Here is a 23584-nt window from a genome sequence, read left to right on the forward strand (position 1 = left end):
GTCCGCCCCTCCCTTTCTGGTCTTCTCGTCGGAATGCCGTGCCTGCCGGCCGCCGGGCTGCGCGGGCCGGTCAGGCAACGGGCGTGGCCGGGTGGATGAACCGGCCGCCGGCGCGGCCCAGCGCGGCGTCCTGGTGGTTGGCCATCAGCTCGTAGGGCTGTCCCAGCCGGATCGCGCTGGCCTGTTCGAGCCGCTCGAACTGGGCGGCGTCGAGGGTGATGTCGAGCGCGGCGAGGTAGTCGTCGAGCTGCTCGGTGGTGCGCGGGCCGATGACGGGCACGAGCGCGGTGGCCGAGCGGGCCGCCCGGGCGCGCAGCCACGCCATGGCGATCTGTCCGGCGGGGGCGCCGGTCTCCTCGGCGACGGCGAGCACCGCGTCGATGACCGCGGTGCGCTGCTCGGAGTCCTCGACGCGGATGGCCTGGCCGTCCCAGTCGCTGAGCCGGCCGCGGCGGCCGTGCCGGTACTTTCCGGTGAGCAGGCCCCCGCCGAGCGGCGACCACAGGGCGCTGCCCAGGCCCAAGGCCTCGGCCATGGGGATCAGTTCGCGGTCGGCGCCGCGCTCGGCGAGGCTGTACTCGAACTGGATGCCCACCAGGCGCGTCATGGCGCGGAGTTCGGCGAGGGTGACCGCGCGGGAGATCCGCCAGGCGGGGAAGTTCGACAGGCCCGCGTAGAGGATCTTGCCGGACCGGACCAGTGCGTCGAAGGCGCTCAGGATCTCCTCGACCGGGGTGACCGAGTCGGGCAGGTGGGCCCAGTAGACGTCGATGTAGTCGGTGCCGAGCCGCCGGAGGCTGGCCTCGACCGACGTGCGGATGTTCTTGGCGCTGTTGCCCGTGTTGGAGATCCGGGCGCGGCCGGCGCCCAGGGTGAACTTGGTGCTGACCGTGAAGTGGTCGCGGTCGGCGCCGAGGAACTCCCCGAGCAGCTTCTCCGACTCGCCGATCTGGTAGTTGTCGGCGCAGTCGAGGAAGGTTCCGCCGACCTCGGCGAACCGGTCGAAGATCTTGCGGGCGTCGTCGCGGTGGGCGCCGCCGCCCCACAGGGTGCCGAAGTTCGCGGTACCCAGGGCGTATTCGGAGACGCGCAGGCCGGTGGTGCGGCCGAAGGTCGTGTAGCGCATGGGTTGTCCTCTAGTTCTCCGCGCTCAGCGCGTCGCGGACGAGGCGTAGGAGTTCGTCCTGGGACTGCGGGTCGCGGAAGTAGAAGTGGCCGCCGGGCAGGAGGTGCGCGGCGAAGTCGGTGCGGGTGTGGGCGGCCCAGTCGAGCTGGCCGGGGTCCTCCTGGTCGCCGGCGAAGGCCGTGATTGGGGTGTCCAGCGGCTCCTCGGCGACGTACTCGTGGGAGTCGGCGAGTTCGGCGTCCGCGCGCAGATAGCGCAGCGCGAGCCGCTTGAGGTCGGGCTCCTCGTGGACGACCATCGGCAGCGCGCCCCAGCGGCTCTCGATCTGGGCCAGCAGTTCGTCGTCCGACAGCAGGTGGATGCCCTGCCGCGCTGTGAGGGGCGGCGGCTGCATGGAGGACAAGAGCAGGGCGCGCGGCTGGGGCAGACCGGCCCGGCGCAGGGCGCGGGTGGTCTCGAAGGCGATCAGCGCACCCAGGCTGTGGCCGAAGAAGGCGAACTCGCGGCGGCCGAAGTCGACCTGCGCCACGAGGTCCGAGACCAGGTCGGCGATCCGCCGGTACGGCGCCTCGTCCTGGCGCGGCGCACGGCCCGGGAGCTTGACGGCCCAGAGGCGGACGCCCGGCAGGGCGCCTGCCCAGCGGACGAACTCTCCTGCCGAGCCGCCCGCGTGGGCGAAGCAGTACAGGTCGACGGTGGTCTCGGTCTTTGGCCTGCGGCCGGAGAGCCAGCGGGCCCGCAGGTCCTGCGCCGTGGCCTCGGGCGCGGGGCCGGCGCCTGTCGCGGCTCCGGTGCCGCTCATGCGGGCTCCTCTTCGATGTCCTGGTGCGGGGCGGCCAGTTGCCGCTCGATCAGCGCGGCGAGGTCGGCCGCGGTCGCGGACTCGAACAGCGAGCGCATCTTGATGTCGACCGGGTAGATCTCCCGGAGCTGGGCGAAGAGCTTGACGGCGATGAGGGAGTCACCGCCGAGTTCGAAGAAGCTCTCGTCGGGTTCGACGTCGGGCAGTCCGAGGGCGTCGCCGAACAGCTTCAGCACCACGCCGAGCGGTGTGTCGTCGGCGGGACGGTCCGCGGCCTCCGGGCCGCTGCCGACGGTGGGCGCGCCGTACTCGGCGGTGGGCTCGTCGTCCACGGGCCGGTCGTCCTCGGCGAGGGCCGCGGGGGCGCCGGTGGCCGTCTGCGCCTCCTCCGCCGGGTGGCGCACCAGGTACGGCAGCCGCTCGAAGGGGTACGTGGGCAGCGCGACCTTGACCCGGCGCTCGCCCTCGTGGACACCGGCCCAGTCGACCCGGGCCCCGGACAGCCACAGCCGTCCGAGCGCGTCGTACAGGGCCGCGAGGGTGTCGCCGCCGTCGGGGTCGGCCAGCGCCGTCAGCAGGAGATGCCGGGAGGTGTGGCGGGGCTGCTGCCGGGCGAGCGCGACCAGGCTGGTTCCCGCGCCCGCTTCGAGCAGGATGCGCTCGGGGTCGGCCAGCAGCGTGTCGAGCGCGGCGTCCGGTCCGGCCGCTCGGCGCAGTTCGTCCGCCCAGCGCTCGGTCGCGATCGGCGTGCCCGCGCCGTACTGGACGCCGTCGCCGAGTACGACGGGGATCCGGTGCTGACGCCACGTCAGCGACGCCAGCAGCGCGTGCGGTTCGTGGTCGGCGCCGCGGGTGCGGCCGGGTGCGGCGATCAGGCGCAGCGCGTCGGTGAGCGGCAGGGCCCCGGCGACGACGGCCGCGACCAGCGATCCGGTACCGGTGCCGAAGACCGCGCCCGGGCGGATGCCCCAGCGCTGCCAGAGCACGGCCAGGGCGTACTCGAAGGCGAAGACGTAGGTGTCGCGCACCACCGGGTCGTCGGGCCACGCCAGGCCCCGCGCCACGTCCCGCACCTCGCGGACGAGGCGGTCGTCGGCGCCCCCTAGGGCCGCGTCGAAGCCCTCCCGGAAGGCGGGCTCGGTGGTGTGCAGCCGCCAGGCCTCCGCCGGACCGGTACGGCCCGGGAAGAGGAACACCACGGGCCGCTCCCGCGGGAGTTCGGCGGAACGGACCGGCGCGCGGTCCTGGCCGTCACCCGTGACGGTGAAGGCCCGGTACTCATGCTCGCGCCGGCCGGTCTGGAGGGTCCAGGCGACGTCCTCGTACGCGGGGGCCGCGTCGGTCAGGTGGCGGTCGGTCCTGGCCAGCCGGGCGCGCAGCGCCGAGGGGGTGCGCGCGGAGTGCACCAGCAGGGCGGCGCGCCGCTCGGACGCGCGCACCGGCCGCCGCGGAGCCTCTTCTAGGACCAGGTGGGCGTTGACGCCGCCGACCGCGAAGGAGCTGACGCCGGCGCGGCGGGGGAAGCCGTCCGGCTGCCAGTCGGTGAGTTCGGTGGCGACCCTGAACGGGCCGCTGTCGAAGTCGATCTGGGGGTTGGGCTCGGTGAAGTGCAGGCTCGGCGGGATCTGCCGGTGGCCGAGCGCGAGCACGGTCTTGAGGAAGCCCGCGGCGCCGGCGGCGGCGTCGGCGTGCCCGATGTTGGTCTTCACCGAGCCGATGGCGCAGAAACCCCGCTCGTCGGTGTCGCCCCGGAAGGCCTGGGTGAGCGCGGTGACCTCGATGGGGTCGCCCAGGGGGGTGGCGGTGCCGTGGGCCTCGACGTACGTGATGGTGCGGGCGTCGGTGACCGCGGTCAGCTGGGCCTCGCGGATCGCGGCGGCCTGCCCGGCGACGCTGGGCGCGGTGAAGCCGATCCGGCCCGAGCCGTCGTTGGTCACCGCCGAGCCGCGGACGACGGCACGGATGTGGTCGCCGTCGGCGAGCGCGTCGGACAGGCGCTTGAGGACGACGACACCGACGCCGTTCCCGGCGACGGTCCCCTCCCCCTTCGCGTCGAAGGCACGGCAGACGCCGTCGGGCGCCAGGGTGCCGTCCGGGCCCGTCCACGTGATCTTCTTCGGCGGGACGTGCACGGCGACGCCGCCCGCGAGGGCCATGTCGCAGTCGCCGGCGAGGAGGCCCCGCCCGGCCGTGTGGAGGGCGACGAGGGCGGTGGCGCAGGCCGACTGCACGGCGACGGCCGGGCCTCGCAGGCCGAGGCGTTCGGCCGTGCGGGAGACCAGGAAGTCGGGTGCGGTGCCGAGGACGATGTCCTCCTCGGTGACCCCGGGGAGCTGGGCGAGCCGGGCCGAGAGCGCGTCGGCGTACCGGGTCTCGGTGCAGCCGCCGTAGACGCCGATGGCGCCGGGGAAGCGGTCGGGGTCGGCGCCGGCGTCCTCCAGGGCCGCGACCGCGCATTCCAGGAAGACCCGGTGCTGCGGATCGATCAGGAACGCCTCTTTGGCGGAATAGCCGAAATAGTCGGCGTCGAACCACTCGGCGCCGTCCAGCCGTCCTCGGGACGGCACATAGGTCAGGTCGCCGCCGTCTTCGGCGCCGCCCGGAACGGTCTGGGGGATGTCGCGGGACACCGAGTCGATTCCGGCGGCGAGATTTTCCCAGAATTCGTCGATGTCGGCGGCTCCGGGAAAGCGTCCGGCCATTCCGACGACAGCTATGAAACCGTCGGCGCCTTCCTGTTCCTCGATGTCACTCACCGAATCCTCCGGGGGCGTCCTGGGTATTTCCGCCGAGCTGGGCGCGCCGGTTCCCCAGGCGGTTCAGCCGGCCGGCGGGACGACGTCGGCCACCGGTCTCCGGGGCCGCCGGGGCCGCTCCTTCGGTCGCCAGCCGGCGGGCGAGGGAGCGCACGGTCGGGTGTGTGAAGAACTCGATGAGCTCGATGTTCCTGCCCGTGCGCCGTACGACCCGCTCCTGGACCATCCGGAGCAGCAGGGAGTGCCCGCCCAGGTCGAAAAAGTTGTCCTCGTCCCCCACCGCGGGGACTTCAAGGACCTCGCACCAGATCTCGGCGATGACGGCCGCGAAATCTGTTTCCGGTGAATTCGCGTGGGATGCGCGCACTCCACTCCTCCCCCTTCGGACAGCCTGTTCGGCGTCTCCACAGGATCATCCGCCGTTCCAGGGAGGGTGTCCAATAACTACCTTCCCTGCCGGGCAGAACTGTCGTTTATGGCAATGGGCATGAAACAGCAGCACAGCCCGGCCGGGATTTCCGAAAGGGAAAATTCCGTTCCGAGCCGTACTGCAGGGGTGCCGGCGGTCAGGCGATGGCGCCCTGGGCGGCGAGCACGGCGTGGTGGATGTCGAGCGCCGCCGTGGACCGGTTAAGGGTGATGTGGTGCAGCCCCGGCGCTCCTTCGGCTAGCAGCCGTTCGGACATCGTGGCGGCGTACTCCACCCCGATGGCGTGGCCCTCGGCGGGCCGGTCGCGCGCGGCGTGCAGCCGGCGGGCCAGTTCCGCGGGGAACGCGGCGTTGCTGAGTTCGGCGAAGCGGCGGATCTGGCGTACGTCGGTCGCGGGCATGATCTCCGGGATGATCGGGATGTCGCAGCCCGCGGCGGCGACTCGGTCGCGCAGCCGCAGGTAGTCCTCGACGTCGAAGAACATCTGGGTGACGGCGTAGTCGGCGCCCGCCCGGCACTTGGCCACGAAGTGGCGGATCTCGCTGTCCCAGTCGGCGGAGCGCGGATGGCGTTCGGGGAACGCCGCGACACCGACGCTGAACGCCCCGGCCTCCCGTACGAGGGTGACCAGTTCGTGGGCGTACGTGAAGCCCTCCGGGTGCGGCACCCAGGGCCCCCGCGGGTCCCCCGGCGGGTCCCCGCGCAGGACCATGACGTCCCGTACCCCCGCGTCCGCGTACTGGCCGATAATGCGGCGCAGTTCGGCCACGGAGTGTCCCACCGCGGTGAGGTGGGCCACCGGCAGCAGGGTCGTGTCGGACGCGATCCGCTTCGTCAGCGCGACGGTGCGGTCGCGGGAGGACCCGCCGGCCCCGTACGTGACGGAGACGAAGGTGGGGGCCAGTGGCTCGATCCGCCGGATGGCGTCCCACACTCCGCGCTCCCCGCCCCGCGTGCGGGGCGGGAAGAACTCGAAGGACAAGGACCGGGCGCCGGAGGCGAGCGTCTCGCGCAGTGTCATGCGGTCCGCCCGAGGGCCGGCCGCAGCTCTTCGGCCGCCGCCGCCCCGTACGCGCTGCGCACGCGCTCGGCCAGCAGGTCCGGATCCGCCGCGTAGCCCTGGGGGCCGACGGCGTCCAGCACGGACGTCGCCACGGCGCAGCCGAGCCGGCCGGCCGCGACGAGCGGCAGTCCGGCCGCGACGGCGGTGAGGAAGCCGGCGCGGAAGCCGTCGCCGGCGCCGGTCGGATCGGTGACGCGGTCGCAGGGGACGGCCGGGACGAGGAGCGCGGGTTCCCCCGCGCGTTCGATCCGCACACCCCGCCCGCCCAGGGTGGTCACCCAGGTGCCGACGTGCGCGAGGAGGTCCTCGCGGGTGCGGCCCGTGCGCTCGGCCAGCAGGGCGGCCTCGTACTCGTTGGTGAACAGCCAGGTGGCGCCGTTCACGAGTGCGGTGGCTTCCTCGCGGGTCAGCCGCGCGAGCTGTTGCGAGGGGTCGGCGGCGAAGGGGATGCCCAGGGCCGTGGCCTCGCGGGTGTGGCGGAGCATCGCCGCCGGATCGTTCGCGCAGACCAGGACGAGGTCGGGGCGGTCCTGTGCCACCGCCGCCGCCAGGCCGATCTCGCGGGCCTCGCTCATCGCGCCCGCGTAGAAGGCGGCGATCTGGTTGTTGTCCTGGTCCGTGATGCAGACGAACCGTGCGGTCTGCGCCGTGTCCGACACCCGGACCGCGCCCGTGTCGACGCCCTGCTCCTTCAGCCAGGCCTCGTACGGGCCGAAGTCGAGGCCGACGGCGCCGATCAGCAGCGGGGACGAGCCCAGCCGGCCGAGGCCGTACGCGATGTTGGCCGCCACTCCGCCGCGGCGCACCTCCAGGTCGTCGACGAGGAAGGACAGGGAAAGGTGGGCGAGCTGATCGGGGATCAGCTGGTCGGCGAAGCGACCGGGGAAGGCCATGAGGTGGTCGGTGGCGATCGATCCTGACACCGCTGTACGCATCGCTGCTCGCTCCCGTCGAGTCTCGTCCGTGGCCGGTCAGATGCCCGCGGCCCGGCGCAGGGCCTCGACGCGGTCGGTGCGCTCCCAGGTGAAGTCGGGGACCTCACGCCCGAAGTGGCCGTAGGCGGCGGTCTGCGCGTAGATCGGGCGGAGCAGGTCGAGATCGCGGATGATCGCGGCCGGGCGCAGGTCGAAGACCTCGGAGATCGCCGTCTCGATCCTGTCGGTGTCGATCGTGTTCGTGCCGAACGTCTCGACGAACAGGCCCACCGGCTCGGCCTTGCCGATCGCGTACGCGACCTGGACCTCGCAGCGCGAGGCCAGACCCGCCGCGACGACGTTCTTGGCGACCCAGCGCATCGCGTACGCGGCACTGCGGTCCACCTTGGACGGGTCCTTGCCGGAGAACGCGCCGCCGCCGTGCCGGGCGTAGCCGCCGTACGTGTCGATGATGATCTTGCGGCCGGTGAGGCCGGCGTCACCCATCGGGCCGCCGATCTCGAAGCGTCCTGTCGGGTTCACCAGCAGACGGTAGCCCTCGGTCTCCAGCTTGATGCCGTCGTCCTCCAGCAGGCGCAGGACGTGCTCGACGACATGCTCGCGGATGTCGGGGGCGAGCAGCGTCTCCAGGTCGATGTCGGCGGCGTGCTGCGAGGAGACCACGACGGTGTCGAGGCGGACGGCCCTGTCGCCGTCGTACTCGATGGTGACCTGGGTCTTGCCGTCGGGACGCAGGTACGGGATCGTGCCGTCCTTGCGGACCTCGGACAAGCGGCGCGACAAACGGTGCGCGAGGTGGATCGGGAGCGGCATCAGCTCCGGGGTCTCGTCGCACGCGTAGCCGAACATCAGGCCCTGGTCGCCCGCGCCCTGCTTGTCGAACTCGTCCCCTTCCTCCGCGCGGGAGGCACCCTCGACCCGCTTCTCGTACGCGGTGTCGACGCCCTGCGCGATGTCCGGGGACTGCGCACCGATCGAGACCGAGACGCCGCACGACGCGCCGTCGAAGCCCTTCTTCGACGAGTCGTAGCCGATCTCCAGGATCTTCTCGCGCACGAGCTGCGCGATCGGCGCGTACGCCGTGGTGGTGACCTCGCCGGCCACGTGCACGAGGCCCGTGGTGACCAGCGTCTCCACGGCCACGCGCGAGGCCGGGTCCTGGCGCAGGAACTCGTCGAGGAGTGTGTCGCTGATCTGGTCAGCGATCTTGTCGGGGTGACCTTCGGTCACGGACTCCGAGGTGAACAGGCGGCGGGACACATCGCTCCCCAGGTTTGCAGCGGCTGCTGGCTGGTCATGGCTTCCGGCGGCCCCGCGGGCCGCCGACTGGTCCGTCCGCGGCCGGTCTCAGGCGCGGACGACGGTCTTGCTGCGCATCAGGAACGCGCCCAGATAGCCGTCGTGCGGCAGGCCCGGGCGATGCCAGTGGGTGGCATGGCCTCCCACGTGCAGATTGCTGATCGTCGGCTCGTCGAGCAGCGCCTGTACGAGGTCCTCGTCCTCGGTGACGACGGTCAGAACCAGGGTGTCGCGCAGCGGCTCGACGCCGTCCTCGCGACTCCACGGCCCCACCCACACGCAGGGGAACGGGACTTCGGCGGAGAGCTGGGAGGCGTCGGCCGAGGCGACCTGGTGGACGGCCGGGCGCAGCACGGCGCTGCCGTCGCCGAGTTCGTCGACGAAGCCGGTGCCCCCGAGCCAGGCGCGGGTGCCCCGGGCCCGGTCGAGCACGAACTTCTCCAGTGCGCGCGCCGCTTTGGTGTGCTGCACCGGCAGCACGGCCTTCTCGTCGTCGGGCGGCAGGCTGGGCAGCGCGGCCAGCCGCTCGGCGATCGCGCCCGCGAGCGGGGCCGGGTCGCCCTCGACCAGCACGGCGGTGGCGTTGACGCAGCCGGTGCCGGAGTGCCGGGTCACCGAGTCGACGATCATGTCGAGGTGGTCGCGCCAGTCGGTGTCGGCCGTCAGCAGGATCTTCGAGCGGCCGGGCTGCAGGGAGAGCACGCCGGGGTCGTCCGCGTAGCTCCGGACGATCTCGTCACCCCCGTAGGCGAGGTCCGCGCCCCGCACGACGGCGTCGGCCGCCTCGTGGCCGCAGGGCAGCAGGACGACGTGGTCCCCGCCGAATCCGGCCTCCCGCAGGGCCAGGACCATGCGGTGTGCGGTGAACGGCTCGCGGGCGGCGGGCCGGACGGCGACCCGGTATCCCAGCGCGAGCGCCTCCGGCCAGAAGCCGTGCGTACCGGGGTGGTTGCCGGGGACGTGGACGGCGAGCACCTCGCCACGGCGGGTCCACACCGCCTGCGACGTGCGTACCAGCGGGTCGCGCCAGTCGGACACGGCACCGGCGGGCCGGGCGAGTTGGACGCTGCGGTAAGAGTTCGCGACGCGGTCGGCGCAGGTCGCGGTGGCGACCCGGACGACCTCGACGGGCAGGCCGGAGACGCGGCTGACGGCCGCCTCGTACTCCCGCACCGTCAGTCCGCCCAGTGTCGCCGTGCGGAAGAGTTCGGCCGCGCGGGCCAGGGCGCCGGCCCGCTCGGCGGCGGGCAGCGGAGCCGCGGCGTGCAGGGCCTTCATCGCCCGGTTGACGTAGAGCGCGGGCACCAGGCTCATCTCCGCCAGGACCGCGCCGGTCACGTCGGTGATCTCCTGGCGCTGGTGGGCGCGGTACGGGCCGGCCGGGCCGAGCGCCTCCAGTACCGGTGTGCCGGAGTCCCGCGCGCCCGGCTCCGTCGGCCGCGGCTGCTCGGCGGTCATCAGTAGACCCCTTCGATGACGGCCTCGTCGTCGAAGCGGGCGACGGGAGCGATGCCGGCGGCCGAGTCCCCGATCCGGCCCTTGGGCGCGGGGACCCTGATCGCGGTGTCGCGCTCCAGGTTGTTGGGCAGCAGCAGGGCCTTGCTGACGTGGTGCATCACGACCTGGCCGCGCTCCCCGTGAGCCACCGGCTCCCGGGTGCCGGGATCCACGACCTGGAACATGATGTACGGGGAGAAGGTGTCGAACACGCAGGGCGAGCCCAGCGGGGTGCCGTGGCGCTGACCCGCGATGCCCAGGATCATCGTGCTGCCGTAGTGCCCGTAGAGGACGGCCTCGGGGAAGATCTCGGTGCGGTAGAGGGCCTCGGTGTCGGGGTCCATCTGGGTGCCGCCCCAGCGGATCGCCCGCACCTTGCGGTTGACGAGCTCGACCAGTTCCTCGCGCTGGGCGATGCGCTCCAGCAGCGGCGGGGTCACCGTCATCACACCGATGTCCTGGGTACGCAGGATGTGGGCGGCCTGGTCGATGACGTGTTCGGCGTAGGAGTCGGCCTGGCTTCCCTTGCCGTCCGCGATCAGGCGCTTGACCCACCGCGGGTCGAGGTCGACCTGGAAGGCGTACCGGCCGTGAGTGCGGGCCGAGCGCCGGAAGATCTCGCCGACGACATGGGGGCCGGACGGGGTGATGCCCAGCCAGTCGGCACCGCGCGGGAATCCGTGCACGTCGAGGTTGGCGTTGCTCCAGCCGACCAGCTTCTCCAGCCAGTCGGCCGGGCAGACGACCCGTTTGGGCGCGCCGGTCGTGCCGCCGCTCTCGAAGACCCCGACGATGTCCGGGTGTTGGCCGTAGCCGCGCGGCACCAGGTCCGCTGCGGGCACGTCCCGCAGTTCGTTGGCGACATTCGGGAAAAGGGCCAGGTCGGCATGGCTCTTGACGTCCGACAGCGGGTCGAAGTCGAGGGTCCGGGCCCGCTCCAGCCAGAACGGCGAGCCGGTCTCCGGGCCGAAGTGCCACTCCATCGCCGCCCGCACCAGCTCGTCGGGGTCCGGATCCGCGTCGTGCGGCAGGTCCAGGATCGACAGATCGGTTGGCGCCACTCGTCCTCCAATATCCACAGCCGGCATCGCGGGAGGCCGACCGGATCTCCCTCGTCGGGTTCTCCGCCGGCCGTGACCGATATCCCTCATTCGATCACCGCTTTGCGGCGGATGCCTGAGTAGCGACTACTCAAATCGCCTCGCACACAAGCGATTTGAATGAGTACCGGGCACTCGACCACACCCCTCTCCCATAAACTGCTTCCATGAAGGCAATGATCGCGTGGTGGGAGCTCACCGATTCGCGGCAGACCGCGGGTTCGCTCCGGGATTTCATCCAGAAGGAATCGCAACTCTGGACGGGCATTCCCGGGCTGCTTCTGAAGATATGGCTGTCGGACCCGGCCACCCGCCGCTGGGGCGCCCTCCTGCTGTGGGAGTCGGAAGACGCCGCCCGAGCTGCGGTGTTGCCCCGGAGCCCGGCCGAACTCATCGGGCATCCGGTGGACTTCCGGGCCTGGTTCGACGTGGAGGCGACGGTCGAGGGGATCCATTCCCTGGAATCTCTGGATTCTCTGGGCGGCCTCGGACCGGCCCTGGACGACCTCACACCCATGGGCTCCGAGTGAGAGAAAGGGAATTGACGTACGCGAAAGAGCGGCACCCCGGAAAACCCGGGGTGCCGCTTCACGCCGTAGGAGATCTTTCTGGTTTCCGGTCCACTCAGCCCGCGGGCTCGATATTGCGATTGCAGCGGAACATGTTGGCCGGGTCGATCTCCGTCTTCAGCGCGGTCAGCCGACGGTGGTCGGCCGGCTCCCAGAAATCCGTGGCCGGAGCGGCCGGAGCGCCCTGCGCGCATCCGCCGTACACCAGGCTCTGGAACCGTCCGCCGACTGATTCGGCGGCGAGCGTCCCGAGCACCTTCTCCCCGGCACCGCGCGCCTCGTCCGGCGTCGCTCCCATCAGCGGCATGAGCACGCGCAGGAGGAAGCGGGCGGACCGGTGTCCCACCGCGTTGGGCACCTCGGCAGCCCGGCCGAGCGCCCCGCCCAGATGACGGACGTCCACGACGCACGGGACGGGCGCCCCGGGCCCCACCAACGCGGTGATCTCGGCGGCCTGTTCCGGGCCGAAGCCGCGCAACAGCACGTTGTCGCCCTGGTAGGCGTGCGGCTGCGGCGGATCGTTGTAGATCACCCCGCACTCGGTGTACGGCATCTCCGCGACGGTGTCGGACAGCCGGGGCCCGAGCGCCCGCAGCGGAGCGACCAGTCGCTCGCCCGCGCGGGAGTCCCCGGTGTACGCGACGCGTACGTGGGCGACGTACCGGCCGCGCAGCACGGGCGGGAAGAACGGCAGGTCCGGGTAGGCGAGCAGCGACACCGATGAGGTCAGCCGCTCCGGAAGGTCCTCGGTCCAGCGCAGGTACTCGGCGAGCAGGCCGGGGGTCCGGGCAAGGTCGAAGACCAGTTCGCCGCCGTACAGCCGGCTCACCGGAACCAGATCGATCTCCATCCCGGTGACCACGCCGAAGTTCGCCCCGGCCCCACGCAGCGCCCAGAACAGCTCGGGGTCGCTGTCAGCGGTGACCCGGCGCGCTCGGCCGTCGGCCGTGACGAGGTCGACCGACCGCACCCGGTCGGCGGCATAGCCGAACTCCCTTGCCAGCAGGCCGAGTCCACCGCCCAGGACGTAGCCGACCGCGCCGACGCCGGGCGCCGACCCGTTGAGCGGGGCCAGGCCGTGGCGGGCCGCCGCGTCGATGATGTCGGCGAAGCGCGCACCGGCTCCGATCCGCGCGGTGCGGGCCGGGGCGTCGACCGTGACCTCCGACAGGCCGGCGGTGCCGACGAGCACACCGCCGTCGCTCGCGACCGCGAGTCCGTGCCCTGTCGCCTGGACCGCCACCGGCAGGTCCTGGGCGGCGGCGTACCGCACCGCGGCCACCACGTCCTCGGGGCCTGCCGCGTCCACCAGCACGGAGGGCCGGTGCCGGTAGGCGGTCTGGAAGCCCGCGCAACGGGCGGCAAAGAGGTCGTCGCCGGGCAGCAGCACCTCACCCCGCACGCGGTCGCGCAGGGCCGCGATCGCGTCGGCGTCGTTCATCCGCGGTGTCCCTTCCTGTTGAGGTTCCTGTTGACGTCTCTGTCGAGGTCTCTGGTGCGTTCTTTGCTGAGGTTCCTGTTCTGGATCCCGGCCCGCCGTGCTCACAGGAGGACGGGCTCCAGCTCTCCCGACACGACCTGCGCGCGCAGCGCCTTGCGGTCGACCTTGCCGTTGTCGTTCAGCGGGAAGGCGTCCAGCAGGTGATAGGTCAGCGGGATCATGTACGGGGGCAGCGTCCGGCGCAGCTCCTCGTCCACGTCGTAGACGTCGAGCCCTTCGCCCGACAGAATGCCGGCGAGCACTGTCACCCCTTCCTCGTCGCCGGGGACGGCGACGACGACGGCCTGGTCGATGCGCTTCTGGCGCAGCAGGTGCGCCTCCACCTCGCCCGTCTCGACACGGTGGCCGAGCACCTTGACCTGCGTGTCCGTCCGGCCCACGTAGCCGTACTCGCCGCTGTCCATGCGGCGTACGAGGTCGCCGGTGCGGTACCAGCGGTGGTCGGCGCCGTACGCCGACGAGGTGATGTGGAAGGCCTTCTCGGTCTGCTCCGGCGCGTTGAGATAGCCCTCGAAGACCTGGCGCCCGGAGAGGCAGAGTTCGCCGGTCTCACCGGGGAGAACCGGGCTGCCGTCCTCCGCGAGTACGGCGGCGGCCATGCCCGGGTACGGGGAGCCGATCGCCACGACGCCGTTGACGACGTCGGCCGGTGAGGTCTTCGGGTTCCAGCGGTGCACCAGGCAGGCGATGGTCGCCTCGGTCGGCCCGTACAGGTTCTCCACCACGGACCCGGACGCGGCCTCCTGCCAGGCCTGGGCGGTGGCCGCCGGCAGCGCCTCCCCGCAGAACAGGCTCCAGCGCAGCGACGGCAGGCTGTCCGGTGCCAACGCGCCGCGCCGGTGCTGGAGCACCGCCACCGACGGCACCGAGAACCAGACGGTGATGTCGTGGGCGCGGACGAACTCCAGCGGCGTCATCAGGTCGAAGGCGTCCATCGGGACCAGACAGCCACCGCTCCCCCACGCCATGAACAGGTCGAACACCGACAGGTCGAAGGTCTGGTCGAAGGTGTTCGTGAAGCGGTCGTCCGCCGAGAAGGCGTAGCGCTCGGTGTTGGCGGACAGGAACGCGGCCGCGTTGGCGTGCGAGATGAGCACGCCCTTGGGCAGGCCCGTGGTGCCGGAGGTGAAGAGCAGGTACGCGCCGTCCTCGGGGGTGACCGCCACCGGTTCGGCCTGCGCGGCGCAGGACTCGACGTCGGCACGGGTGAGGACCCGGACCCCCGCGGGGAGGTCCCCGGGTGCCTCGTCGGTCTGCGGCAGCACCACCGTCGGGGCGCCCAACGGAGCGTCGCCCGAGGCGTCGAGGAGCGGGCCGAGCTGGGCGAGGGAGCCCGGGTCGGCCAGGACGACATCGACTTCGGCACGCGCGAGGATGTCGCGGTTGCGGGCAACGGGGTACTTCCTGTTGAGCGGCACCACGGTCGCCCCCGCGTACAGGGCGGCCAGGAATCCCGCGTAGGTGACGATGCTGCAGTGGCCGAGGATGGCCACGCGCTTCGGCCGCGTCGTCCCACGGGTCAGCACCGTGGCCCAGCGGCGGACGATGTCGTCCAGTTCCCGGTAGGTCAAGGTCCGGCCGCGCAGCACCAGAGCCGGGCGGTCGGGGACGCGCCGGGCCGAGGCCCGGAATCCGGAGTGGAGCAGGGGGGCGACTGGCTGCATGGTGTACTCGCGCTCCGCTTCGACGGGTTGGACGGGTTCGGCAATTTCGGCGGGCCCTGGGAGCCCGGGGGTTCAACGGGCCCTGTGGTCCTACGTGTGGTGCGGGCTGTGCGGGCTGACGGGTGCTCCGGACGCGCGGCGCCCGGGCCGGTTCAGGGCTGGAGGCGGGCGACGCGCCAGCCTTCGCCTTCGCGGTCGTACCGCAGCCGCTCGTGCAGCCGGTCCGTGCCGTTGGCCCAGAACTCCACGCCGGCGAACCGCAGTTCATAGGCGGCGAAGCTCTCCGGGCAGGGCAGCGGCAGACCGGTCCGGCCCAGCTCCAGGGCCCGCGCCCGCAGCGCCGCCACCTCGTCGAGGCCGCCCGCCGGCTCGCTCTGCCGCGACGCGGTCGTCATGGCGTGGGTGAACACGGGGCGTGCGTGCCACATCGCCTCGGCCTCCGCCGCGGGGAGCTTCACGACGGGACCGTCGACGACGATCTGCTGGCTGGTCTCGCGCCAGTACAGCAGGCCCGACGCCCACGGATTGGCCGCCATGTCACGTCCCTTGCGGCTGCCGTCGTGGGTGAGGAACACGAACCCGGTGTCGGTCACCTGGTTGATGACCACGATCCTGGTCGAGGGCCGCCCGGCCGCGTCGGCGGTGGCCAGCGCCAGGGCCCGCGGCTCGCGGACCTCGGCCCGGACCGCGTCCGCGAGCCATGCGCGCAGCAGGCCCACCGGCTCGGCGGGCGGCCGCCCGTACTCGGGGAAGGAGACCTCGACGGTCCCCGTCATGCTTTCCGACCTGGTGCTGCTCATGTGCGTCTCCGGAGTTCCTGCACTACAGGGGGCTTGTGCGCGGGCCGCGTCACAGGCGCAGTGTCCCTTCGAGCGCGATGACGCCGTCGCCGCCCACCACGACCTGGGTGGCCCGCTCGCCGCTGCCCTCGGCGAGGGCGTGCATCGGGGAGGGCCGGCCCATCTCCACGCCCTGCGTGATGACGATGCGCTGCCCGTACTCGATCAGGCCGTGCCGCGCCAGATGGATCGCGATGGGCCCGGCGGCGGAGCCGGTGGCCGCGTCCTCGACGACGCCGTACGCGGGCGAGAACATCCGGCTGCGCCACTGCGTGCCGGAACCGGCGAAGCAGTTGGCCGCCATGTCCTCGAAAGCTTCGAGGGCCCGGTGGTCGGGGCGCAGCGCCGACAGCTCCTCGACGCTGTTCAGGCAGACCAGGACGTGGCGCGGTCCGTTGCGGTAGATGTCCACCGGCAGGGCGGGGTTCCCGACGCCGAGCGCGGCCAGCAGTTCCTCGCGCTGGTCGAAGGGCTCCCACTCGGGTACGGGCTGCTGCATCCACGCCGCGGTGACCACGCCGTCCGTACGGATCAGTTCGAAGGGGATGATCCCCATGGCCGTCTCCAGCTTGAGCTGGTCCAGCCGTCCCCGATTGCCGATCGCGACAGCGGTGCCGAGCAGGGGGTGGCCGGCAAAGGGCAGTTCGTTGACCGGGGTGAAGATCCGGACGCGCGCGTCGCCGCCCTCCTGGGGTGCGAGGACGAAGGTCGTCTCCGAGAGGTTCATCTCCCGTGCGATGCACTGCATCTGAGTACTGGTCAGGTCGTTGGCGTCGAAGTAGACGGCGACCGGGTTGCCCTTGAGCACTTCGGTCGCGAAGGCGTCGACGACCACGTAGGGGTGCATGGGAATCTTCCGCTTCTCTCTCGTCGTCGGTCTCGTCACAGGCCGAACACGTTCCGAAGGGCGCCGGCGAGGATGCGCGGGCCGTTCTGCGTGAGCACGGATTCGGCGTGGAACTGCATCGTGATGAAGTGCGGGCCGCGCATCCCGTACACCTCTCCCGTCGCCGGGTTCCGGCTGATCTCGACCATGCCGACGCCGTCCACCTCGTGCTTGTCGTCGTCGCTCACGGCGGCGAACGCGTTGTAGAAGCCGACCCGTTCGGCGGTGCCGAAGTAGTCGATCTCCTTCTGGAGACCCTGGTTGGGGGTGGGCAGGCGGGACACCTGGAGGCCGAGCGCGAGGCTGAGCACCTGATGGCTCAGGCAGACGGCGACGAAGGGCAGGCGCCCGGCGAGCAGGGTGCTCGCGGCGGCGTGGAGATGGGCGATGCGGGGGTGGGCCGTGTCGCCGGGGTCGCCGGGGCCCGGCCCCATCACCACGAGGTCGTGGTCCTCGAAGGCGTACTCCTCGTCGAACCGGCGCACGGTGACCTCAAGGCCCAGGGACCGGAGCTGGCCCGCGATCATGGCCGTGAAGGTGTCCTCCGCGTCGACGACCAGGACGCGGCGGCCCGTGAGGCCGGTGTGTGCCCGCGGCGGGTCCTCGGTCCCGCTCAGCCAGAATCCGGCGATGGGCTCGTTGCGCCGCTCCAGGGCGGCCCGGACCTCCGGATGGTCGGCGAACCCCTTTCTGCCTCCGGCCTCAAGCGCGCTGACCAGGGCGGACGCCTTGGCCCGGGTCTCGGCGGCCTCGCGGGCGGGGTCGGAGTGGCGCACCAGGGTGGCGCCGACGCCGATCTCGACGCGGCCGCCGGGATCGATGTCCGCGGTGCGGATGAGGATCGCCGAGTCCATCGCACGGCCGCCGTGTTCGTCGCGTCCGATCAGCGCGGCGACACCGCTGTAGTAGCCGCGCCCCGTGGGCTCGTACGCCTCGATGATCCGGCAGGCGCTCTCCAGCGGCGAACCGGTCACCGTGGGGGCGAACATCGTCTCGCGCAGGATGTCGCGCACGTCGCGCGCGGTGCGGCCCTCGATGAAGTACTCGGTGTGGGCGAGGCGGGCCATCTCCTTGAGGTAGGGGCCCTTGACCCGGCCGCCCGCCTCGCAGATCCGGGCCATCATCTTGAGTTCCTCGTCGACGACCATGTACAGCTCGTCGGTCTCCTTGCGGTCGGCGAGGAAGTCCATGACCCCGGGCAGGGTGGGGCCGGTCGCCGGGTAGCGGTAGGTGCCGCTGATCGGGTTCATCACCGCGGTGCCCGCGTCGAGGCTGACGTGCCGCTCCGGGGAGGCGCCGACGAGCGTGCGCTCCCCCGTGTGGATCAGGAACGTCCAGTACGCGCCGACCTCGCGCTGCACGAGCCGGGAGAAGAACGACAGGGCGCTGTGCGGCCGGTAGTCGGTGATCGTGGCGACAAAGGACCGCTTGATGACGAAGTTGGCCCCCTCGCCCGCGCCGATCACGTCGTCGACCACCGCGCGGACGATGTCCTGGTAGGTCTCGTCGTCCACGTCGAAACGGGCGTCGGCCAGTTCGGTCGGCACCTGCGGGATGCGCCGCAGGGCGTCCGCGAGGTGGATCCGCTCCTGCCCGGTCACGGTCAACGCGACCAGGGGGGCGCTGTCGTCGGCCGCCGTGAATCCCCGCTCGGTGATCTGCCGGTACGGCACGACCGCGAGTACCTCGTGGTGCGCGCCGGCCGCCCGGGCGGGCGCGTCCGGCAGCAGGATCCCGGCGAGCGTCGCGGGGGTCGTGACGTGGCCGACCAGGACGTCGAGGACGCCCGGCCCGCCGGCCTCCGGCCGGTACAGCAGGGCGAAGGGTCCGGCACGACCGGTCAGTACGCGGTCGAGCAGGTCGCCGGTCGCCCCGGTCATGCGAAGACCTGCTTGGCGGGGACCACCATCGCGCAGCGTCCGGCGGCGTAGTCGAGGGCCATGCGGTGGTGGCTCTCGTCGAAGTCGGCGACGGCGTCGGCCACGAGGAACGGCCGGATGTCGTGGGTGAACGCCTCGACCGCCGTCATCAGGACGCCCACATGCGCGTACACGCCACAGAGGATCAGCTGGTCGCGTCCGGCCTCCCGCATCCGCTCCAGGAGGGGCGAGCGGTGGAACGCGCTGTAGCGCCACTTGGTCAGCTGCCAGTCGCCCGCCCGGGGGGCCAGGGCGTCGTCGACGGCGCGGTCCGCGGGGTCCCTGCGCATGCCGGGGCCCCAGAAGTCGGCGAGCAGACCGCGCTCCTGCTCGGTCATGCTGCCGGGCTGCGCGGTGTAGGCCACGGGGACCCCGAGGGCGGCGGCGCGGTCGCGCAGCGCCGCCGCGTTGCTCACCAGCGGTTCGCGGACGCCGTCCGGGAAGGGTGCCAGGAAGAAGCGCTGCATGTCGTGGATGAGCAGCACGGCACGGTCGGGGTCGAGGGTCCACTGGGCGGTGTTGACGGGCAGTTCGCCCGCGGTCGGCAACACATAGGGCTCGATGGTGGGTATTCCGGCCATTTTCTGCCTTCCAGCCTTCCAGATACCTGACTCGGAGGGAGCGGGGTGGGGCGCGTGCGGCGTCAGACGCTCCAGGTGGACACGACGGCGACGGCCTGCCGCGGATTGAGCCGCGGATCGCAGAACGACGTGTACTTGTCGCCCACGTGGTCGAGGTCCGCCTGGCACGAGACGCATTCGGTGACGTCCTGGGGCGTGGTCTCCAGGTGCAGTCCGCCGCACACGCCACCGGCGCCGGTGACAGCCTCTTGGAAGCGCCTGACCTCGCGCGAGACCGTCTCGACGTGCCGGGTCTTGTTGCCGTCCGGCGCGGTGACGGTGTTGCCGTGCATGGGGTCGGTCAGCCAGATGACCGGATGACCGGCCTCCCGCACCGCCTCGACGAGCGCGGGCAACCGCTCCGAGACCGGCTCGGCGCCCATCCGGGCGATGAGGGTCAGCCGTCCGGGGGTGCGCTCGGGGTCGAGCCGCTCGCACAGGGCCACCAGCTCGGTGGGGTCCATCGTGGGGCCCACCTTGCAGCCCACCGGGTTGCTCACCTGGGCCAGCAACGCCACGTGCGCGCCATCCAGTTGGCGGGTGCGCTCGCCGATCCAGGGCCAGTGCGTGGAGCCGAGGAACAGCGCGCCGTCCTCGTCCGTGCGCAGCATGGGGATCTCGTAGTCGAGGAGCAGCGCCTCGTGGCTGGTCCACATCGGCGGGCCGAGGGGATCGCGCAGGGGGGCGTCCGCGTACCAGCCCAGGTGTTTCATGATCTCATCCGCCGCCATGTGGCAGGTGAGCATCCGCAGCGGGTCGGGGCGTCTGGTCTCGGAGTCCGGCTCCGGCCCGTTGACCATGTGGCCCCTGAAGGTGGGCAGCAGCGTGCCGGCCACCGGCTCGGTGGTACTGGAGCGGGGCTTGGCGAACTGGCCGGCGATGCGCCCGACCCGGATGACGGGCTTGTGCGCGGTCATGCGCAGCGTCCCGGCGAGGACGTCGAGGAGCGCCGCCTTGCGGGACACGTCCGTTGCCGTGCACTCGTCGGGGTCCTCCGCGCAGTCGCCGGCCTGGACGACCAGCGCCTCGCCGGTGACGACCCGGGTGAGCACGGCACGCAACGCCCGGACGTCCGGGGACCGGACGAGGGCCGGTCCGGTCGCCAGCGTGTCCGCCACGCGCTCGACCTGCCGCAGGTCGGGCCAGTCGGGCTGCTGCAGCGCCTTGCGGATACGGATGTCGCGCAGGACTTCGTCCACAGGATCCTCCTATGCGGCGGGACGGCTGCCGGTCAGGTGGGTATTCCGGCGCGCTTGATCTCGGGGACGGGGATGCCCAGGGAGCGCAGCTGCTCGAAGGGGTTCATGAACTCCCGCTGCAGCTTGATCCGGCCGTTCTCCAGCTCGAACGAGTGCAGGAAGTGGTTCTCGTAGTGGCCCTCGGGATAGTCCGCGAAGCGGATCTTGCCCCGGCCGTCGCACTCCGCCCAGAAGCGGTTGGGGTCCTGGGTCTCGAAGATCTGGACGTTGTACCACTCCCAGTCCGGGAAGGTCTTCAGCGACCACACCGCGTGCTCGCCGAGCCGGCCGCGGCCGCGGATGGCGATCGGGGCGCCGGTGTCCGTGGTCCACAGTCCGCCGACGCCGTCCTCCGTGAACAGCAGGTGGCGCTCCAGACGGGCCTCCCCGAGGGCCGCCATGTACTTCTCGACCGTGGCGCGATTGATCTTGCGCAGCTCGGCTTCGTCGGTGAAGGCGTTGTCCTGGGCGAATGCAGACATGAATGAACTCCAAACCGTGCGCTGACAGTTGACGTGGGCGGGAGTGGGGAAGGCACCTAGGCCGGTCGACCGGGCAGGAGGGGAGGGCGCGGTCGGGCACGCTGGGCGGGCATCACCGATCCTGCCGGGCGGGCCGGGCACCTTCAATGAACGGACACTCAACTCGACGTCAGACTTCGCGCAAGTTCCTCAGGCGCCTATCGAGGTTCGTCAGAGGAGTGTCAACTCGCAGGTGGCCAAGGGGCTTTGGCGAGGGACAGCGGTGTGCGTGCGGCGGCCTCCGGGACCGCCCCCCGGCCGGGCCTAGGCGTACCCGAGCTGGAACCCGACACCGCGGACGTTGCGGATCCAGTCGCTGCTGCCGAGCTTGCCCCGCAGGCTGCTGACGTGCGTGTCGATGGTGCGCCGGGACCATACGTCACCCCAGACGGTCTGCATGATCGTCTTGCGTGACACCACGGTGTCGGGCTGGGTTGCCAGCAGGTACAGAAGATCGAACTCCTTGCGGGTGACGTCCACTCGACGGCCGTCCAGGCTCACCTGCCGGGTCGCCGCGTCGATGCACAGCGGCCCGCGGACGATCACCGACGGGTCCGCGGCCGACATGTGGACCCGCCGCATGAGGGCCTCCATGCGCGCCAGCAACTCCTGGAATCCGTACGGCTTCACGAGATAGTCGTCGGCGCCGGCCTGGAGGCCGAGGACCCGGTCGAGTTCCGTGCCCCGGGCAGTCACGGCGATGACCGCCGTGTCTCCTGCGGCGCGGATCTGCCGACAGACCTCCAGGCCGTCCAGGTCGGGCAGTTCGAGGTCCAGCAGGACCAGATCCACACCGCTGTAGGTGTCGAGCGCCGGAAATCCTCCGGTGACCCGTTCCACGCGATGCCCGTACCGCCGCAGCCCCTTCATCAAAGGCTCGGCGTCCTCGTCATTGCTCTCCACAAGGAGGATGCGCCACACCGTGGGCGCGGTGCGCGCCGATTGCCTCGGAATTGACCCTTCCATCGCAGTCCAGCCTGCCCTCCCCGTATCAAAAGAAGCCGGAAGCTGACGAACCATCAGTTCAGAACGGACGACCACGCTCTCCCCCTCGTACGGCCCTCGTGACGGACCGATCACCCGTGGGGGTGCGCAGACGCGAAATCCCTTCCGGGCTCTGTCCGAGTACGCGGATTCCGCGCACGCCCGGTCGGTCGGACATCACGTACACACTCTCCCCCGTCACACGAACCGGAGTGCGACAGGAAACACTTCCCCGCCCCAGAGGAAAGGAGGCCCGGAATTCCGCGAACCGCCCTCTTCACCGGCCGAATTGAGCAAACCAGTCCGGGCGATTCACCCCGCCGGGCAGGGTCGCGAACGCCAAGACCGCGCCATCCTACACATCGGTGGATGACGACCCGTCAACAGCGTTACCGTGCGCTAAAGCGCCAATAAAGCCCCCGCCGATCGCCGGGCATTCGCCGTCCGGCACGCCCGTCGGCCGTCCCGGATCATGGCGCGGAATCGCCCCCTGAGACGACGGATCGCCCTTCCCGACCTCGCCTCTCACGGTCACCGCCGAATACTTCCGGCCACTTACACGGTGTGCCGGAGTGATCCGCTCGACCTCCTTCCAAAACCGGATTCGCGCCCCGCATTTGTGGAGGTTCGCCCGCCGCTCGCGATCTGAGTAGCCAGTACTCAGGCGCCGGACCGGCCACCGTGGTGGTCTGGGACGCGACGAAGCACATATCAGGCCACGCCGCATCCCCTGGATAGGCGTCGGAAGGGAACCGCGATGAAGTTTGGCGACGTCTATCTCGCGGGCCTCGGCACCTTCGTGCCGAGCCTCGTGACAACGGAGCAGGCCGTGCAGTCCGGCTGGTACGGCGCGGATGTCCGAGAGGCTTCAGGACTGGAGTCCGTCGCGATCTCCGATTCGCTGTCGGCTCCCGAGATGGCCGTGACGGCCGCGAAGGAGGCGATCGAATGCTCCGGCGTCGAGGCCGCCGAATTCGGCGCGCTGTTCCACAGCTCCGCCTATCACCAGGGCCCCGACGGCTGGTCCCCCGCCCATTACGTTCTCACCAACACCCTGAACACGCCCATAACGGCGCTGGAAATAAAGCAGGGTTGTCAGGGAATGCTCTCCGCCCTCGCCATTTCCGCGCACCGGCTCGCCTGCGACGCGCGCAAGACGGCGGTTCTGCTCACCGCGGCGGATAACTACTCCACGCCGCTGGTCGACCGGTGGACCACGTCCCGCCTCTCCATCTTCGGTGACGGCGCCGCAGCCGCGGTCGTCTCGCGCACCGGGGGCATCGCCAAGCTGCTGTCCATCGGTACGTACTCCGCCCCCGGCATGGAGGCCCTGCACCGCGGCAGCGAGCCGATCTTCCCGCCGGCCGTGACCGTCGGCCGCGAGCTGGACTACGAGGCCCGCGTCAAGTTCTGGATGGAGGAGTGGGCCAAGGGCAACACGCCCCCCATGGAGCACCCCGGCGAGGTCCTGCAGAAGGCCCTCGACGAGGCCCTGGAGGATGCCGGCATCACCGCGGCCGACATTAAGCGGGTCTGCCACCCGAGCGCCACGCTCGACGCGCTGCGCGATCAGTTCCTCGACCCGATCGGGTTCGACCTCGACAGCGGCATCTGGGAGCACACCAGCAAGGTCGGCCACATCAGCGCCGCCGACGTGTTCATCGGCCTGGAGCACCTGTGGCACACCGGCCAGGTCGGCCCGGGCGACAAGGTGATGCTGTTCACCGGCAGCCCCGGTTTCGAGGCCGGCGTGGCGATCCTGGAGATCGTCGCCGAGTCCGGCACATGACCCACTGGGCAGGGGGCCGCCCGCAGGCCCCCTTGTCCTCGAAAAA

At 71.5% G+C, this 23584-nt stretch carries 20 protein-coding genes; 2 read left to right on the forward strand and 18 right to left on the reverse strand.

The features are described from left to right. Nucleotides 1-70: 70 nt before the first annotated feature. From ACZ45E_RS03175 to ACZ45E_RS03215, 9 genes are all read right to left on the reverse strand, one after another. Nucleotides 71-1126 (reverse strand): aldo/keto reductase, encoded by a 1056-nt coding sequence (locus tag ACZ45E_RS03175; protein WP_468215746.1) that lies wholly within the window; start codon nt 1124-1126, stop codon nt 71-73. 10 nt (nt 1127-1136) lie between these two features. Beyond that, nucleotides 1137-1928: a thioesterase II family protein gene (locus ACZ45E_RS03180; protein ID WP_468215747.1), complete on the reverse strand. Its 792-nt coding sequence runs from the start codon at nt 1926-1928 to the stop codon at nt 1137-1139. Continuing rightward, the gene (locus ACZ45E_RS03185) at nt 1925-4684 is read right to left on the reverse strand and encodes a type I polyketide synthase (protein ID WP_468215749.1); all 2760 of its coding nucleotides are present in this window, start codon (nt 4682-4684) and stop codon (nt 1925-1927) included. The genes ACZ45E_RS03180 and ACZ45E_RS03185 overlap by 4 nt, the downstream gene beginning before the upstream one ends. Then, nucleotides 4677-5051, reverse strand: a complete 375-nt coding sequence (locus ACZ45E_RS03190) for a phosphopantetheine-binding protein (RefSeq protein WP_468215751.1) — start codon at nt 5049-5051, stop codon at nt 4677-4679. The genes ACZ45E_RS03185 and ACZ45E_RS03190 overlap by 8 nt, the downstream gene beginning before the upstream one ends. 199 nt (nt 5052-5250) lie before the next feature. Then, nucleotides 5251-6135: a methylenetetrahydrofolate reductase [NAD(P)H] gene (gene metF / locus ACZ45E_RS03195; protein ID WP_468215753.1), complete on the reverse strand. Its 885-nt coding sequence runs from the start codon at nt 6133-6135 to the stop codon at nt 5251-5253. Then, nucleotides 6132-7112 (reverse strand): carbohydrate kinase family protein, encoded by a 981-nt coding sequence (locus tag ACZ45E_RS03200; protein ID WP_468215756.1) that lies wholly within the window; start codon nt 7110-7112, stop codon nt 6132-6134. The genes metF and ACZ45E_RS03200 overlap by 4 nt, the downstream gene beginning before the upstream one ends. A 36-nt stretch (nt 7113-7148) precedes the next feature. Continuing rightward, nucleotides 7149-8372 (reverse strand): methionine adenosyltransferase, encoded by a 1224-nt coding sequence (gene metK, locus ACZ45E_RS03205; RefSeq protein WP_468215759.1) that lies wholly within the window; start codon nt 8370-8372, stop codon nt 7149-7151. An 87-nt stretch (nt 8373-8459) separates the two neighbouring features. Further along, complete coding sequence (locus ACZ45E_RS03210; protein ID WP_468215762.1) at nt 8460-9869, reverse strand: aldehyde dehydrogenase family protein; 1410 nt, start codon at nt 9867-9869, stop codon at nt 8460-8462. Further along, nucleotides 9869-10969, reverse strand: a complete 1101-nt coding sequence (locus tag ACZ45E_RS03215) for a phenylacetate--CoA ligase family protein (RefSeq protein WP_468215764.1) — start codon at nt 10967-10969, stop codon at nt 9869-9871. The genes ACZ45E_RS03210 and ACZ45E_RS03215 overlap by 1 nt, the downstream gene beginning before the upstream one ends. 206 nt (nt 10970-11175) lie before the next feature. Between ACZ45E_RS03215 and ACZ45E_RS03220 the strand changes: the two genes are divergently transcribed. Continuing rightward, a complete protein-coding gene (locus tag ACZ45E_RS03220; RefSeq protein ID WP_468215766.1) occupies nt 11176-11538 on the forward strand; it encodes a hypothetical protein in 363 nt (120 codons plus the stop codon). A gap of 94 nt (nt 11539-11632) precedes the next feature. Here the strand turns inward: ACZ45E_RS03220 and ACZ45E_RS03225 are convergent, their stop codons facing one another. The 9 genes from ACZ45E_RS03225 to ACZ45E_RS03265 all read right to left on the reverse strand — a co-directional run bounded on the left by ACZ45E_RS03225 (nt 11633) and on the right by ACZ45E_RS03265 (nt 21668). Next, nucleotides 11633-13018, reverse strand: coding sequence for an FAD-binding oxidoreductase (locus ACZ45E_RS03225; protein ID WP_468215768.1), 1386 nt, complete (start codon nt 13016-13018; stop codon nt 11633-11635). A gap of 101 nt (nt 13019-13119) precedes the next feature. Continuing rightward, on the reverse strand, nt 13120-14742 hold the full coding sequence (locus ACZ45E_RS03230) for an amino acid adenylation domain-containing protein (RefSeq protein WP_468215770.1): 1623 nt from the start codon (nt 14740-14742) through the stop codon (nt 13120-13122). 152 nt (nt 14743-14894) lie between these two features. Beyond that, nucleotides 14895-15542, reverse strand: a complete 648-nt coding sequence (gene phzG / locus ACZ45E_RS03235; protein WP_468215771.1) for a phenazine biosynthesis FMN-dependent oxidase PhzG — start codon at nt 15540-15542, stop codon at nt 14895-14897. Between the two features lie 49 nt (nt 15543-15591). After that, on the reverse strand, nt 15592-16428 hold the full coding sequence (locus ACZ45E_RS03240) for a PhzF family phenazine biosynthesis protein (RefSeq protein ID WP_468215774.1): 837 nt from the start codon (nt 16426-16428) through the stop codon (nt 15592-15594). A 35-nt stretch (nt 16429-16463) separates the two neighbouring features. After that, nucleotides 16464-18347: a chorismate-binding protein gene (locus ACZ45E_RS03245; protein ID WP_468215776.1), complete on the reverse strand. Its 1884-nt coding sequence runs from the start codon at nt 18345-18347 to the stop codon at nt 16464-16466. Further along, nucleotides 18344-18967: an isochorismatase family protein gene (locus tag ACZ45E_RS03250; protein ID WP_468215777.1), complete on the reverse strand. Its 624-nt coding sequence runs from the start codon at nt 18965-18967 to the stop codon at nt 18344-18346. The genes ACZ45E_RS03245 and ACZ45E_RS03250 overlap by 4 nt, the downstream gene beginning before the upstream one ends. Nucleotides 18968-19029: 62 nt before the next feature. Continuing rightward, the gene (locus ACZ45E_RS03255; protein WP_468215780.1) at nt 19030-20205 is read right to left on the reverse strand and encodes a 3-deoxy-7-phosphoheptulonate synthase; all 1176 of its coding nucleotides are present in this window, start codon (nt 20203-20205) and stop codon (nt 19030-19032) included. Between the two features lie 32 nt (nt 20206-20237). Then, entirely contained in the window at nt 20238-20726 is a 489-nt protein-coding gene (locus tag ACZ45E_RS03260) for a PhzA/PhzB family protein (RefSeq protein ID WP_468215782.1), read from the reverse strand. 303 nt (nt 20727-21029) lie between these two features. Further along, nucleotides 21030-21668, reverse strand: a complete 639-nt coding sequence (locus ACZ45E_RS03265; protein WP_468215785.1) for a response regulator transcription factor — start codon at nt 21666-21668, stop codon at nt 21030-21032. 838 nt (nt 21669-22506) lie between these two features. Between ACZ45E_RS03265 and ACZ45E_RS03270 the strand changes: the two genes are divergently transcribed. Next, nucleotides 22507-23538, forward strand: a complete 1032-nt coding sequence (locus ACZ45E_RS03270; RefSeq protein WP_468215787.1) for a ketoacyl-ACP synthase III family protein — start codon at nt 22507-22509, stop codon at nt 23536-23538. Nucleotides 23539-23584: the final 46 nt, after the last annotated feature.

Source organism: Streptomyces sp. NPDC030991 (assembly GCF_055571235.1).

Excerpts from the sequence above, each read along its gene's own strand:
- ACZ45E_RS03175 (WP_468215746.1), bottom strand. The coding sequence starts at position 1,126 with ATGCGCTACACGACCTTCGGCCGCACCACCGGCCTGCGCGTCTCCGAA.
- ACZ45E_RS03180 (WP_468215747.1), bottom strand. The coding sequence starts at position 1,928 with ATGAGCGGCACCGGAGCCGCGACAGGCGCCGGCCCCGCGCCCGAGGCC.
- metF (WP_468215753.1), bottom strand. The coding sequence starts at position 6,135 with ATGACACTGCGCGAGACGCTCGCCTCCGGCGCCCGGTCCTTGTCCTTC.
- ACZ45E_RS03200 (WP_468215756.1), bottom strand. The coding sequence starts at position 7,112 with ATGCGTACAGCGGTGTCAGGATCGATCGCCACCGACCACCTCATGGCC.
- ACZ45E_RS03210 (WP_468215762.1), bottom strand. The coding sequence starts at position 9,869 with ATGACCGCCGAGCAGCCGCGGCCGACGGAGCCGGGCGCGCGGGACTCC.
- ACZ45E_RS03220 (WP_468215766.1), top strand. The coding sequence starts at position 11,176 with ATGAAGGCAATGATCGCGTGGTGGGAGCTCACCGATTCGCGGCAGACC.
- ACZ45E_RS03225 (WP_468215768.1), bottom strand. The coding sequence starts at position 13,018 with ATGAACGACGCCGACGCGATCGCGGCCCTGCGCGACCGCGTGCGGGGT.
- ACZ45E_RS03230 (WP_468215770.1), bottom strand. The coding sequence starts at position 14,742 with ATGCAGCCAGTCGCCCCCCTGCTCCACTCCGGATTCCGGGCCTCGGCC.
- phzG (WP_468215771.1), bottom strand. The coding sequence starts at position 15,542 with ATGAGCAGCACCAGGTCGGAAAGCATGACGGGGACCGTCGAGGTCTCC.
- ACZ45E_RS03240 (WP_468215774.1), bottom strand. The coding sequence starts at position 16,428 with ATGCACCCCTACGTGGTCGTCGACGCCTTCGCGACCGAAGTGCTCAAG.
- ACZ45E_RS03245 (WP_468215776.1), bottom strand. The coding sequence starts at position 18,347 with ATGACCGGGGCGACCGGCGACCTGCTCGACCGCGTACTGACCGGTCGT.
- ACZ45E_RS03250 (WP_468215777.1), bottom strand. The coding sequence starts at position 18,967 with ATGGCCGGAATACCCACCATCGAGCCCTATGTGTTGCCGACCGCGGGC.
- ACZ45E_RS03260 (WP_468215782.1), bottom strand. The coding sequence starts at position 20,726 with ATGTCTGCATTCGCCCAGGACAACGCCTTCACCGACGAAGCCGAGCTG.
- ACZ45E_RS03270 (WP_468215787.1), top strand. The coding sequence starts at position 22,507 with ATGAAGTTTGGCGACGTCTATCTCGCGGGCCTCGGCACCTTCGTGCCG.